The sequence below is a fragment of the Amycolatopsis sp. NPDC104587 genome (genome assembly GCF_055583645.1).
Genome location: NZ_JBVJNO010000018.1, coordinates 81,623 through 94,461 on the forward strand (window position 1 = coordinate 81,623; position 12,839 = coordinate 94,461).

The window sequence follows — 12,839 nt, forward strand, 5'->3', positions numbered from 1 at the left end:
GGCGCCTCCTCGTGATTGAAAGGTTTCACAACCTGGGCGGACCGAAAGTACTCCGCCTGGCACATCTGGTCAATTCTCGCTAAATCGTTTCAACAACTTCTGCTCACAGCACCGCGAGCCGGTCCAAGAGGCGCTCTGCCTGCTTGACCTCCGCGCTGAGCGGGTGGTCCTCCGGGATGTGCGGAAGGCCCCCGTCGGCAAGGCGGAACGCCTCCCGCAACGGCGTGTCGGGCAACGACGTCCCCGCCAGGCGCAACGCCCGGACCGCGCCGAGCAGCTCGCACGCCAGCACCGTCCGGTACGCCGCCGTGGCGGCGACCGTGCTGCGGACCGCGTGCGTCGAGAAGCTCGCGTGGTCCTCCAGCCCGCGGGAGATCACCGCCGTGCCGAGGGTGACCGGGGAGGCCGCGTGGCGCAGCGTTCCCAGCGCGTCGTGCGCGACGTACTCGAGGATCATGATCCCCGAACTGCCCGCCGGTCCCTCGGCGAGGAACGGCGGCAGGCCGCTCAGATCCGGCTCCACCAGGTCGCCGAGCCGGGCGGTGGACAGCTCCGCGACGTGGTGCAGCGCCGCCCGGAGCTGGTCGAAGGCCAGCGCCACGTGGGCGGTCGAAAACTGGCCGTGGTGGTAGGCCTGCTCGGTCTCGACGTCGATCAGCGGGTTCTCCGCGGCGGCGTTGATGTCGATGGCCAGCACTCGCTCGACCGCGGCCGCGGCGTCCAGCGCCGGGCCCTGCACCTGCGGGAACGCGCGCAGCCCGAAGGGGTCCTGCAGCCGCCGTCCCTCCGCGACGCCCGACAGCAGGCGGCGCAGCTCCGCCGCGCACCGGACGGCGCCGGGGTGCGGGCGCGCGGCGTGCACGCGTTCCGAATACGCCTCGGCCGAGCCGCCGAGGGCGCAGAACGTCAACGCCGTGACGACGTGGCTCGCCGCCAGCAGCCGGCTCAGGTCGTGCCAGGCGAGCACCGCCTCGCCGAGCGTGGCGGCGTTGCTGGAGATGAACGCGAGCGCGTCGCCCGGGCTGATCGCGACCGGGTCCAGGTCACCCGCCGCCCACGGCAGCTCCCCCGCCAGCGTCAGGGCGATCTCGGCGAGCTGGGCGAGGTCGCCGGTCCCGATGGCGCCGCGGGAGTGGACGTGCGGGAGCGCGCCGACGCGCAACGCCGTCTGCAGCACCTCCAGCAGCCGGGGGTGCACGCCGCTGCCGCCGGCGGCGAGCTGGTTGAGGCGGATCGCCATCACCGCGCGCACGGCGTCGTCGGGCAGCGGCTCGCCGGTGCCGCCCGCGTGGCTGCGCAGCAGGCGCAGGCCGTGGTGGTCGGCGGACTCCGGGTCGACGACGGTGTGCCGGTTGGCGCCGACCCCGGTCGTGCGGCCGTACACCGCGCGCTTCGCGCCCAGCTCCACGGCCAGCTGGTAGCTCGACTCGGCCTGCTTCACCGCGTCGGCGCCGAGCTCGGTCGACGCGCTGCGCCGGGCCACGCGCACGACGTCGGCGCACCGGAGGCCGGCGCCGGTTATCTCGATGCGGTTGGTGTCGGTCATCGCCACCTCTCTTGACAAGTTTTCATTCATTCTTAAGGTGACATGAAACTACTCATTCACACAAGGAGACCCGGGTGTCCCGGTCGCTGCACGAGCTGCTCACCGCCCACCGGCTGACCCCGGCGCAGCGACGCATCGCCAGCTACCTGGCCGACCACGCGGCCGAGGCCGTGGCGCTCACCAGCGCCGAGCTCGCCGAGTACGCGCAGGTCAGCCAGCCGTCGGTCACCCGGTTCGTCGCGCTCCTCGGGTTCGACGGGTACGCCGGGTTCCGCCGCTACCTGCGGGAGGCCTCCGCCGAGCCCGCGCCCGAGCCGGGCGGCAACAAGTTCCAGGAGGCCATCGACGCCGACCTGCGCACCCTCGCGGCGTTGCGGGCGCAGCTGGCCGATGACACGCGGCTGCGCGCCATCGCGGCGAGGCTGATGGACTCGGACCCGCTCGTCGTGGCGGGCTACCGCGTCTCCTCGGCGCAGGCGGCTTCCTTCGCCTACCTGGCCCGGAAGATCCACCCGGACGTCCGGCTGCTGACCGACTCCGGCAGCGTTTTCGGCGACTCCCTGCGCCACGCCCACCGGTGCGGCGCGCGGTCCCTCGTTCTGGTCGCGCTCCCCCGCTACCCGCGGGAAAGCCTGGCCGCGCTCGAAGACGCCCGCACGCTGGGCCTGCGCACCCTCCTGATCACGGACCGGCCCGTCACGGCGCTCACCCCGCACGCCGACGACGTGCTGAGCGCGGGTGTCGCGTCGGAGTCCGTGTTCGACTCCCACGCCGCGGTCGTCTCGCTGACCGTGGCGCTGGTCGAGGCGATGGCCGACGCGGCCGGCGCCACGGCCCGGCAACGACTGGAAGGCTTCGAAGACTATGCCGCAGAGCACGACCTCTTCGTCCCCGAGTGAGGTCACGGCGTTCGACGACGTCCCCCTCAACCGGTTCCACCTGCGCATCACGGCGTTGACGTTCTGCGCCAACTACTCCGACGGCTACGAGCTGGGCATCATCAGCATCGCCCTGCCCGTGATCGCCTCGCGGCTCGGTTTCGGCACGGTGTGGGAGGGCCTGCTCGGCGCGTCGGCGCTGATCGGGATCTTCCTCGGCAGCGTGCTCGTGGGCTGGGCGGCGGACAAGATCGGCCGACAGCGGCTGTACACTTTGGACTTCCTGCTGATCGCCGTCGCCTCGGCGGCGGAGTTCTTCGTCCAGGACCCGGTGCAGCTGTTCGTCTTGCGGCTGTTGATCGGGATAGGCATCGGCGCGGACTACGCGCTCGGGCCGACGCTCGTCGCCGAGTTCGTGCCGCGCAAGTACCGCGGCGGGCTCTTGGCTTCGCTGACGGTGTTGTGGACCGTCGGGTACGTCGCGGCGTTCTTCCTGGGCAACTACCTGGTCTCGCTCAGCGACGACTCGTGGCGGTGGCTGCTGGCGACGAGCTGTGTGCCCGCGATCGCCGTGGTGCTGCTGCGCATCGGCGTCCCGGAGTCGCCGCGGTGGCTGCTCACGCAGGGCCGCCTCGAACAGGCCCGCGCCGTCGTGCGCCGGCTGCGCGGCGACGAAGCGGCGTTCGACCAGCTCGTGGCCACCCACCGCCCGGAGCGGCGCGCGAAGTACCGCGAGCTGTTCGGCCCGAAGTACCGGCGCGCCACGGCGTTCGGCGCGATCTTCTACAACGCCCAGGTGATCCCGTACTTCGCGATCTACACGTTCCTGCCGCTGGTGCTGCTCAAGATCGGCATCGGCGAGGAGGACACGACCAGCGACGGCCTGCTCAACCTGTTCCTGCTGCTGGGCAGCCTCGGCGGGCTGTGGCTGGTGGCGAAGATGAGCCGCCGCGGCCTGACCATCTGGTCGTTCGTCGTGCTCATCGTGTCGATGGCCCCGATGGCGGTCTGGCCGGACGCCCCGACGGCGTTGCTGTTCCCGCTGTTCCTGGTGTTCACCTTCACCATGTCGGCGGCGGTGAACCTCGACCAGGTGTACCCGCCGGAACTGTTCCCGACGGACCTGCGCAGCTCGGGCGTGGGGCTGCTGAACGGCTTGAGCCGCATCGGCTCGGCCATCGGCACGTTCCTGCTCCCGCTGGCCCTGGACGGGATCGGGTTCTCCCCGACGATGCTGATCCTGACGCTCGTGCTGGTCGTGGGTCTGGTCGTGTCGGTGAAGTGGGCGCCGGAGACGAAGAACTCGATGCTGGACTGAGGGTTACGCGGCCGCCTCGCGCTGCCGCCGGTGCGCCGCCATCCGGACGGGCGAGTTCACGGCGCCGTCACCGGCGTACCCGCCGATCCGCTGCACGACTTCGAAGAAGACGCGGCCGCCGAGGACGACCGTGAAGAAGTGCAGCAGCTCGCCGTGTTCGTCGCGGTCGTAGAGCACGGACTGCTGCCGTAGCGCGGTGAGCAGCTCGGGATCGGGGGCCAGGCGGGCGTCGAGGTCGTCGTAGTAGTTCCGGGGGATGTCCAGCAGCGGCGCCCCGAGCTCGCGCATCCGGCGGGCGCTCGCGAGCGCGTCACCGGTGGTCACCGCGACGCGCTGCGGTTCGCGCACGCCGGGCGCCCAGTCACCGCGGCGGAGCAGGGCCGATTCGAGCGCGATGCGGACGCGGCCGGAGGTGTCGGTCACGGTGCGGCTGCGCACCAGCCCGAACGGCGCGGCGAACTCCGTCACGGGCTCGGGTGCAAGTCCGAGGACCGCGCGGTAGAAGAGCGCGGCCTCGTCGAAGTGGTCGAAGGGCTGGGTCAGGGCGAGGTGGTCGATCCCGGTCACCCCGGCGCCCGGGCCCGGCGTCTCGGTCACCGTGAAGTCGCCCAGCCAGCCGGTTTTGCCGGCGGTGCGGCAGAAGAAGAGCGACGTCCCGTCCGGGGCGGCGATCGCTGCCAAGTCCGCTTCGTCCGCGCGGTGGCTGCGCGGCAGGATCGGGGCGAGCAACCGCTGGGCCCGGCGGGCCGAAGCGACCGGATCCGCGCTCTCGACGGCGACCGCGCCGACCGACGCGCCCGCGACCCCGGAGCCGTTGAGCAGGATCCGGGCGGCACCCTGCTGCCACAGCCGGACGGACTTGGACCGGTGCGCGCCCGTCTCGGTAAAACCCAGTCCCTGCAACGCTTTCGCGAGTTCGGGCTCGGTGGTGTCGTCGGCGGCCAGCTCGACGAACGCGTGCCCGGCGAGCGCCGGAGCGGGCGGCAGCTCGGTGACACCGAGGGTTTCCTGCAGCGCCAGCAGGGACCGCATGGCGTCAACGGCCGCCGGCGCCGGGTCGGCCTGACGGAAGACGTCGTTGAACACCTCGAGCGACATCGGCCCGGAGTAGCCGGCCGCGAGCACGTGCCCGGTGAAGGCGGTCAGGTCGAACGAGCCCTGGCCGGGGAAGAGCCGGTGGTGCCGGCTCCACTGCAGGACGTCCATCTGCAGCCGCGGCGCGTCGGCCAGCTGCAGGAAGAACAGCTTTTCGCCGGGGATCGTGCGGATCGCGGCCGGGTCGCTGCCGCGCGAGAGGATGTGGAAGCTGTCCAGGCACAGCCCGAGCGCGGGGTGCGCGGCGCGGCGCACGATGCGCCACGAGTGTTCGTAAGTGGTGACGAACCGGCCCCAGGCGAGGGCCTCGTAGGCGATCCGGATCCCGCGGGCGGCGGCGTGCTCGGCGAGCAGGTGCAGCTGCTCGGCGGCGAGATCGTCGTCGTCGACCGCGTCCGGTGACACCGACGAGCACACCAGCATGGTGTCGGCGCCGAGCTCGGCCATGACGTCGAACTTCAGCTCGGCGCGCCGGAGGTTCTGGCGCAGCACGGCGGGCGGGACGGCTTCGAAGTCGCGGAAGGGCTGGTAGAGGTCGATCGAGAGCCCCAGCTCGGCGCAGTGGTCCCGGATCTCCTTGGCCGGCCACGACGAGGCGACGAGGTCGTTTTCGAAGATCTCGACACCGTCGAACCCGGCGCGGGCGGCCGCGGTCAGCTTGTCTTCGAGGGTGCCGGACAGGCAGACGGTGGCGATCGAACGGCGCGGCTCAGTCGAGGACATCGGCGGGCTGCCTTTCGGGAGTTCCGGTGAGGGCGCCGAGGTGACGCAGCATCCGCGCGGCATCGGGTTCGGCGCCGGTGAAGAGGGTGAAGGCCTCGGCGGCCTGGAAGACGGCCATCCGGCCGCCGTCGAGCACCCGGGCCCCGAGGGCACCGGCGGTGCGGACGAGTTCGGTTTCGAGGGGGCGGTAGACGACTTCGGCGATCCAGAGACCGGGGCGGAGCAGGGAGGTGGGGAAGGGGAGGCCGGGGTGGGCGGCCATGCCGGTGGGGGTGGCGTGCACCAGCCCGTCGGCGGCGGTGACCGCGGTCGCGAAGTCCATGGTCGAGATCGCGGCCGCTCCCGCGGACACCCGGTCCGCGCCGAGGCGGACTGCGGGATCCGCTGCCGCAGAAACCATTCCCCCGCGGCCACCGCCGGTCGCCGCCCTCTCGCCACCGCTGGCCGCGAGATCAGCTGCCGCCAGCCCCGCTCCCGAGGACACCCGGTCCACCCCGAACCGACCGGCGAGCGCCGCCGCCAGTTCCGCAGCCCGCACACCGTCGAGGTCGAACACTCGTACATGCCCGGCTCCGGCCGTCAGCAAGCCGTAAGCCACCGCCGCGCCCGCTCCGCCCGCGCCGAGCACCACCACCGACTCCAACGCCACCCCGGGCAACCCCACCCGAAGCCCACGAGCGAAACCCGACCAGTCCGTGTTGTGCCCGATCGCCCGGCCGTCGCGGAAGACGACCGTGTTCACCGCCGCCAAGGCGGCCGCGTCCGGGGACAGCTCGTCCAACGACTCCAGCACCACCTGCTTGCAGGGATGCGTGATGTTGAGCCCGCGGTACCCCGCGTCGCGCGCCGCGGCCACCAATGAACCCACCGCCGTGGCCGGGACCGCGTGCTCGTCGAGGTCGAACCTCGGGTACACCAGATCCAGCCCCAGCCGGCGCGCCTCCGTTTCGTGCAGCGGTGGGCTCAGCGACGGCCCGATACCCGCGCCGATCAGGCCCGTGAGCACCGTGGCCGGCGTTGCGCGGGCCGCTCGGGCGTGGATCGCCTCGATCGCCGAAGACAAAGACACCGGCCCTCCCTTAATGTACGAACCAGTACGTTACCTCACGCGGCTCCCGCCGTGAAGAGCTCGGACGTCCTAGAGTGGGCACGACCAGCCGAAGCGAGGAAGGACGCCCGTGGCAGCACCATCGTCGGAAGAGGTGGCGAAGCGCACCCGCGACGCGGACCGCACCCGCGCCGAGATCCTCGACACCGCCGCCCGCGAGTTCGCCGAAAAGGGCTTCGACGGCGCGCGGGTGGACGAGATCGCCGCGAAGACCCGCACCACCAAGCGGATGATCTACTACTACTTCACCAACAAGGACCAGCTCTTCGTCGAGGTGCTCGAACGCGCCTACACCGTCATCCGGTCGCTCGAGCAGCACCTCGACGTCGACCACCTCGACCCCGCCGAGGCGATCCGGCAGCTCGCCGGGCTCACCTTCGACCACCACGAGTCCCACCCCGACTTCGTGCGGCTGGTCAGCATCGAGAACATCCACCGCGCCGAGCACATCGCCCGCTCGACCGCGCTGTCCAACCTGGCCAACCCGGCGCTCGACGTGCTCACCCGCATCCTCGCCCGCGGCCGCGAAGCCGGGCAGTTCCGCGAAGACGTCGACGCGCTCGACGTCCACATGGCCATCAGCGCGTTCTGCGTGTTCCGCACGGCGAACCGCTACACGTTCAACGCCATCTTCGGGCGCGACATGCTGGACCCGGCGCACCGCGACCACCACCGGCGCATGGTCGCCGACCTGCTCGTCAGCTACCTGACGACGCGCTGAGCCGCACGACCCGGTCCGCGACCGGCGGGTACCGGGCGAGCACGGCCGGATCGTGCCCCGGCACCACCAGCCCGGCCCCGGCGAGCTCCCGGACCCGGTCGAACGCGCCGTACACGCCGGTCATCGAGTGCAGCAGCGGCGCCGGGCGGTCGTCCTCGAGGTTCTCGTGGAAGTGGGCGGCATCCGAAGCCAGCACGACCGGGCCGCCCGCCGCCTCGACCCGGACGACCTGCATCCCGGCCGTGTGCCCGCCGACGAGGTGGACGCTCAACCCCGGCACCACCTCGGCGTCGCCGTCGACCGGGTCGGCTCGCAGGTCTTCGAGCGCCACTTCGTCGAGCAACCACCGTTCCCGCGCGATCCGCTTCGCCCACGGGCCGGTCCAGTAGTCCACTTCGGACTGCTGGACCACGAACCGCGCATCCGGGAAGTCGGCGACCGTGCCGCAGTGGTCGTAGTGCAGGTGCGTGAGGACGACGGTGTCCGGGACCGCCCCGAGCTCGGCGAGCAGCCGGACGGGCTCGACGTACTCGAGCCCGTCCACCTCCCGCGCGCGCCCGGCCCGGATGCCCGTGTCGACGAGCACCGTGTGCTCCGGCGACACCGCCAGCCAGACGTAGTAGGCGGTCGGGTGGGGTTCCGCGGATTTCCCGTCGTAGCCGAGGAAGTGCTCTCCGCGGTGCCCGTTCCGCCGGCCGTAGCAGAGCGCGTAGACCTCGAAGCCGCTCACTGCGGAACGCCGACCTCGCTGCGCGCCGGTTCCTTGAGCCCCAGCTGTGCCGTCGGCACCCGGTAGGTCTCCTTGCTGGTGGCCACGGCGATCACGTTCACCAGGCACAGCGCCGCGGTGAAGACGGCGACACCCAGCCACGCGCCCCGGCCGGTCCCCGCCACGCCGACGGCGATCGTCGGCAGGAAGCCGCTGATCGCGAACCCGATCTGGGTGCCGATCGCGGTGCCCGACAGGCGCACCCGCGCGGGGAACATCTCGCCGTAGAACGACGGCCACACGGCGCTCGTCGCGGTGTAGACGATGCCGAACATCCCGATGCCGACCACGAAGATCCACAGGTAGCTGCCGGCCGCGATCGCGCCGAGGTACGGGAAGATCAGGATCGCGCAGCCCAGCGACCCGGCGACGAAGATCCGTTTGCGCCCGACGCGGTCGGAGAACCTGGCCCACAACGGGATCGTGACCACGGCGGCGACGTTGGCCAGCACGCCGACCCACAGCATCGGCGTCCGGCTCAGGCCCACGGTGTTCACGGCGTAGCTGAGCGCGTAGACGGTGAAGATCGTGCTGACGGACGCGATCAGCGCCGCCACGACGACGCGCAGGACGTCGGCCCAGTGGTCGCGCAGCAGCACGGCCAGCGGCATCTTGGCGACCTCGCCGCTCGCGACCTCCTGCTGGAACACCGGGGTTTCCTCCAGCGAACGGCGGATGTAGTACCCGACCAGCACCACGACGGCGCTGAGCCAGAACGGCACCCGCCAGCCCCAGGACAGCAGCGCTTCCTGCGGCAGCGCGGCGACCGGCAGGAACACCGCCGTCGCGATGATCTGCCCGGCCTGCGTGCCGCTGAGGGTGAAGCTCGTGTAGTACGCGCGCCGGTGTTCCGGGGCGTGCTCGAGGCTCATCGAGTTGGCGCTGGCCTGCTCACCCCCGGCGGAGAGGCCCTGCAGCAACCGCAGCAGGACCAGCAGGATCGGCGCGGCGACCCCGACGGTGCCGTACCCGGGCAGGCAGCCGACGAGCACCGTGGACAGCCCCATCAGCAGGAGCGTGGCCAGCAGGACCCGTTTGCGGCCGAACTTGTCACCGAGGTGCCCCAGCAACAGCGCGCCGAGCGGGCGGGACACGTACCCGACCCCGAAGGTCGACAACGCCAGCAGCGTGCCGGTCGCCGGGGACGAGGCCGGGAAGAAGATCTTGTTGAAGACCAGCGCGGCCGCCGTGCCGTAGATGAAGAAGTCGTAGTACTCGAGCGCGCTGCCGATCCAGGCGGCCAGTGCCGCTTTGGCCGGCCGGCCCACGGGCGGGGCGGTGCCGTTCGGACGATCGGTCACGTCAGTCTCCTCCGTGGGTGCGCCGTCGCAGTCCAGGTAACTAACCAGTCCGGTATGAACCGTACGGTTAATTAGAGAGATTGAACGGCGCCCGCGGAGTTGTCAAGGGCGAGTTGCGCCTGGTGATCGACCTCAGCCGGCGGTCAGCGACGGCGGCGGGTCGCCGCGCCCCGCGCCCGGTCCGGCGTCGCGCTCGTCCGGAGAACCAGCTCACGGACCACTTGGTCATGGGTGAGCCACGCACGGTGCGACGGCCTGCCGCTCGCCGGGGAAACCGGGTAGAAGCCCGCCGGCCAGGCCGATGAGCCCGCCGACCAGGGGGTCAGGACCGGATGAACTCCAGCAGGTCGGCGTTGATCGTCTGGGCCTCGGTGGTGGGCATGCCGTGGGGGAAGCCCGGGTAGGTCTTGAGCGTGCTGTTCGCGAGGAGCCCGGCGGTGAGCGGCGCCGAGTCGGCGTAGGGGACGATCTGGTCGTCGTCGCCGTGCATGACCAGCGTCGGCACGGTGATCTTCCCGAGGTCCCCGGTGAAGTCGGTCTGCGAGAACGCGACGATGCCGTCGTAGTGGGCCTTCGCGCCGCCTTCCATGCCCTGGCGCCACCAGTTCCGGACGATCGCCTCGGACTTCTCGGCGCCGGGCCGGTTGTAGCCGTAGAACGGGCCCGCGGCCAGCGAAAGGTAGAACACCGAGCGGTTCGCCGCGAGCTGCGCCTGCAGGTCGTCGAAGACGCTCAGGGGCAGGCCGCCGGGGTTGGCGTCGGTCTGCAGCATCAGGGGCGGGACCGCGCTGATGAGAGCGGCCTTGGCCACCCGCGACTCGCCGTGGCGTGCGAGGTAGCGGACCACTTCGCCGCCGCCGGTCGAGTGTCCGATGTGGACGGCGTCGTGCAGGTCGAGGTGCGCGGTCACCGCGGCCAGGTCGTCGGCGTAGTGGTCCATGTCGTGGCCGTCGCCGACCTGCGCCGAGCGGCCGTGGCCCCGGCGGTCGTGGGCGATGACGCGGTAGCCGTGCCGGGCGAAGAACAGCATCTGGCCGTCCCAGTCGTCCGCGGACAGCGGCCAGCCGTGGCTGAAGACGATCGGCTGCCCCGAACCCCAGTCCTTGTAGTAGATCTCCACACCGTCGTCGGTGGTGAGCACCGGCATCTCAGTTCTCCCTTCCGGGCGCCGACAGGACGTGCCGATGCTCCACCGCGCGGTGCGCCGCGGACAGGCCCGAACGGCTCGATTTCCGGCGGGATCGGCTCACGCCGGCCACACCAGCAGTTCGACCCACTGGTCGGCCGTTCCGCGCACGGGCGCGGCGCCGGTTTCGGTCGACAACCGGCCGGTTGTCCCGGTGATCGTGCCGGCCACCTGCGCGATCCGGCGGACCGACGCCGGGTCGCGTCGTCGATCAGGCGGTGGGCTTCGGCCCGCTTCTCGTAGGGCAGGTACGCCGTGATCGGCGCCGGCCCGGGCGGCACGCCGTCGACGCGGTAGTACTCCCCCGCCGGCTCGAACCGCTCGCTGCGGACCTCTTCCGGCAATTTAGTCATGTATTGTGACTATCATGAGTCTGGACCAAGTGAGGAGCTGAGGATGTCGGTCATCGAGCTGACCACGTTCACCGTCGCGCCGGAGAAGACGCAGGCGATGCTGGACGCGCGCCCGGGCATGGTGACGGCGTTCCGGGCCGACCGGCGCGGGTTCCGGTCCGCGCGCCTCGTCCGCCTCGACGAGCAGACCTGGCTCGACTTCGTCGAGTGGACCGACGACGCCGCGTGGGACGAGTCGAAGGCCAAGGGCGCGAACCTGCCGGCGATCGGGGCGTTCTTCGCCACGATCGGCGCGCTGGTCGGCTCCGAGCGCGGCGCGCGCTACGACGACGCCGAGGACGGCCGACGCACCGTCCGCACGGTCGCCTACGGACCCGAGCCGTCGCAGGTCGGCGAGCTGTACCTGCCCGAAGGCGACGGCCCGTTCCCGGTCGTGGCCGTTCTCCACGGCGGTTACTGGGCCGCGATGTGGGACCACCGCCAGAGCACCGACGTCGTCGACGACCTCGTCGCGCGCGGGTACGCGGTGTGGAACGCCGAGTACCGGCGGATCGGCGAGCCGGGTGGCGGCTGGCCCGGCACCTTCCTCGACGTCGCCGCCGCGATCGACGCCCTCGAAGGCATGGACCCGGCGCTCGACACGGGTCGCGTGGTGCTCCTCGGGCACTCCGCCGGCGCAACCCTGGCCACGTGGGCCGCGCACCGCCGTGTGCTGCCGCCGGAAGCCCCCGGCGCGAACCCCGAGATCACCCCGGCCGGCGTGGTCGCGCTGGCCGGCGCGCTCGACCTGAAGACCGCCGACAGCACAGAGTTCGGCGCCGTCCTCGCCGACCCGGCGGCCGAGCCGCCGAAGGACGCGCCCGAGCCGGCGCGGCCCGAAGCGTGGCCCGCGGTCGCCGAAGCCGTCGGCGACGGGATCGTGAGACTCCTGCTGGGCGGGCACTTCGCCGACCGGCCGGAGCACTACGCCTGGACGTCTCCGCTCGAACTGGCCGACGCCGGTGTCCCGGTGCTCGCCGTGCACGGCACCGCCGACGAAGCCGTTCCCGCCGAGTGGAGCCGTCGCTACACCGAGAAGATCAACGCCGAAGGCGGCACCGCGCGGTACGTCGAGGTCGAGGGCGGCACCCACTTCGACGTCGTGCACCCGGACCACCCCGTCTGGCCGGTGGTCACCGGCTGGCTGCGGGAAACCGTCACCAGCCACGAGGAGCGGGCATGACACTCGACCACGAAGCGGTCTTCGAACAGGCCTGGGCCGCGCCGGGCGCCACGAAGGTCGACCTCCCGCCGGTCCGGGTCAACACCGTGCTGCGCGAGCGCTACGACGTCCGGCCGCCGTTCGCCTACACCGGCGCGCAGCTGTGGGACATGGAGGTGCGCAAGGCCGCGGCGCCCGGCAAGTACATCCCGACGGTCGTGAAGGCGGGCAGCGCCGAGAAGTTCCCGAGTGTGCGCCATAGCCGGTTCGAGGACTTCACCCGCGTGTCCGACCAGCGGCTGTGGGCCGACCCGGACCGGTTCGCGACGATCATCGAGCACGTGCGTCTCGACCACGAGAACCGGCGCGCGTTCTTCCTCGGCGCCGAACGCTTCGAGGCGCCGGACGGCCGTGTCTTCACCGCCGGCGAAGGGCAGCCGATCTTCCACGTGGAGCACTCGGTCGGCGGTCCGGAGGACGACCCGCTCAACCTCTGGCGGATCGTGCACCTGACCGAAGCGCCGGAGCAGTCCTTGGTGGACGCGTTCGACGCGCTCGCGAACGACCGGTACCTGCGGGTGTTCATCGAGGTCCACCTGCGCGACGACCTCGGGCGAGAGCTCGTCCGCCGCTGAGGACC

At 71.7% G+C, this 12,839-nt stretch carries 11 protein-coding genes; 5 read left to right on the plus strand and 6 right to left on the minus strand.

Translation table 11 applies throughout. The annotated features are described in order from the left end of the window. Nucleotides 1-103: 103 nt before the first annotated feature. The gene (locus ACZ61C_RS41225) at nt 104-1,546 is read right to left on the minus strand and encodes an aromatic amino acid ammonia-lyase (protein ID WP_465313379.1); all 1,443 of its coding nucleotides are present in this window, start codon (nt 1,544-1,546) and stop codon (nt 104-106) included. 74 nt (nt 1,547-1,620) lie between these two features. Between ACZ61C_RS41225 and ACZ61C_RS41230 the strand changes: the two genes are divergently transcribed. Both ACZ61C_RS41230 and ACZ61C_RS41235 read left to right on the plus strand, forming a co-directional pair. Next, nucleotides 1,621-2,445 (plus strand): MurR/RpiR family transcriptional regulator, encoded by an 825-nt coding sequence (locus ACZ61C_RS41230; protein WP_465313380.1) that lies wholly within the window; start codon nt 1,621-1,623, stop codon nt 2,443-2,445. Beyond that, the gene (locus tag ACZ61C_RS41235; RefSeq protein ID WP_465313381.1) at nt 2,411-3,742 is read left to right on the plus strand and encodes an MFS transporter; all 1,332 of its coding nucleotides are present in this window, start codon (nt 2,411-2,413) and stop codon (nt 3,740-3,742) included. The genes ACZ61C_RS41230 and ACZ61C_RS41235 overlap by 35 nt, the downstream gene beginning before the upstream one ends. A 3-nt stretch (nt 3,743-3,745) precedes the next feature. Here the strand turns inward: ACZ61C_RS41235 and ACZ61C_RS41240 are convergent, their stop codons facing one another. Next, nucleotides 3,746-5,560 (minus strand): bifunctional sugar phosphate isomerase/epimerase/4-hydroxyphenylpyruvate dioxygenase family protein, encoded by a 1,815-nt coding sequence (locus tag ACZ61C_RS41240; protein ID WP_465313382.1) that lies wholly within the window; start codon nt 5,558-5,560, stop codon nt 3,746-3,748. Beyond that, nucleotides 5,547-6,623 (minus strand): shikimate dehydrogenase, encoded by a 1,077-nt coding sequence (locus tag ACZ61C_RS41245; protein ID WP_465313470.1) that lies wholly within the window; start codon nt 6,621-6,623, stop codon nt 5,547-5,549. Before ACZ61C_RS41245 ends, ACZ61C_RS41240 begins: the two co-directional genes overlap by 14 nt. Before the next feature lie 115 nt (nt 6,624-6,738). On the opposite strand from ACZ61C_RS41245, the gene ACZ61C_RS41250 reads away from it, so the two are divergent. Further along, nucleotides 6,739-7,389 carry a TetR/AcrR family transcriptional regulator gene (locus ACZ61C_RS41250; protein WP_465313383.1) on the plus strand — a complete coding sequence of 217 codons (651 nt, stop codon included), beginning with the start codon at nt 6,739-6,741 and terminating at the stop codon, nt 7,387-7,389. Here the strand turns inward: ACZ61C_RS41250 and ACZ61C_RS41255 are convergent. The 3 genes from ACZ61C_RS41255 to ACZ61C_RS41265 all read right to left on the minus strand — a co-directional run bounded on the left by ACZ61C_RS41255 (nt 7,367) and on the right by ACZ61C_RS41265 (nt 10,606). Beyond that, nucleotides 7,367-8,119: an N-acyl homoserine lactonase family protein gene (locus tag ACZ61C_RS41255; RefSeq protein ID WP_465313384.1), complete on the minus strand. Its 753-nt coding sequence runs from the start codon at nt 8,117-8,119 to the stop codon at nt 7,367-7,369. The two genes, ACZ61C_RS41250 and ACZ61C_RS41255, sit on opposite strands and share 23 nt — an antisense overlap. Beyond that, a complete protein-coding gene (locus ACZ61C_RS41260) occupies nt 8,116-9,459 on the minus strand; it encodes an MFS transporter (protein WP_465313385.1) in 1,344 nt (447 codons plus the stop codon). Before ACZ61C_RS41260 ends, ACZ61C_RS41255 begins: the two co-directional genes overlap by 4 nt. A 322-nt stretch (nt 9,460-9,781) precedes the next feature. After that, nucleotides 9,782-10,606 (minus strand): alpha/beta fold hydrolase, encoded by an 825-nt coding sequence (locus tag ACZ61C_RS41265; RefSeq protein WP_465313386.1) that lies wholly within the window; start codon nt 10,604-10,606, stop codon nt 9,782-9,784. A gap of 435 nt (nt 10,607-11,041) precedes the next feature. On the opposite strand from ACZ61C_RS41265, the gene ACZ61C_RS41270 reads away from it, so the two are divergent. After that, complete coding sequence (locus ACZ61C_RS41270) at nt 11,042-12,220, plus strand: alpha/beta hydrolase family protein (protein WP_465313387.1); 1,179 nt, start codon at nt 11,042-11,044, stop codon at nt 12,218-12,220. Further along, nucleotides 12,217-12,834, plus strand: a complete 618-nt coding sequence (locus tag ACZ61C_RS41275) for a hypothetical protein (protein ID WP_465313388.1) — start codon at nt 12,217-12,219, stop codon at nt 12,832-12,834. Before ACZ61C_RS41270 ends, ACZ61C_RS41275 begins: the two co-directional genes overlap by 4 nt. The last annotated feature ends 5 nt before the right edge of the window (nt 12,835-12,839 follow it).

Bases quoted from the DNA above. Each gene is read 5' to 3' on its own strand.
- ACZ61C_RS41270 (WP_465313387.1), top strand. From the start codon at position 11,042: ATGTCGGTCATCGAGCTGACCACGTTCACCGTCGCGCCGGAGAAGACG.
- ACZ61C_RS41235 (WP_465313381.1), top strand. From the start codon at position 2,411: ATGCCGCAGAGCACGACCTCTTCGTCCCCGAGTGAGGTCACGGCGTTC.
- ACZ61C_RS41275 (WP_465313388.1), top strand. From the start codon at position 12,217: ATGACACTCGACCACGAAGCGGTCTTCGAACAGGCCTGGGCCGCGCCG.
- ACZ61C_RS41225 (WP_465313379.1), bottom strand. From the start codon at position 1,546: ATGACCGACACCAACCGCATCGAGATAACCGGCGCCGGCCTCCGGTGC.
- ACZ61C_RS41240 (WP_465313382.1), bottom strand. From the start codon at position 5,560: ATGTCCTCGACTGAGCCGCGCCGTTCGATCGCCACCGTCTGCCTGTCC.
- ACZ61C_RS41265 (WP_465313386.1), bottom strand. From the start codon at position 10,606: ATGCCGGTGCTCACCACCGACGACGGTGTGGAGATCTACTACAAGGAC.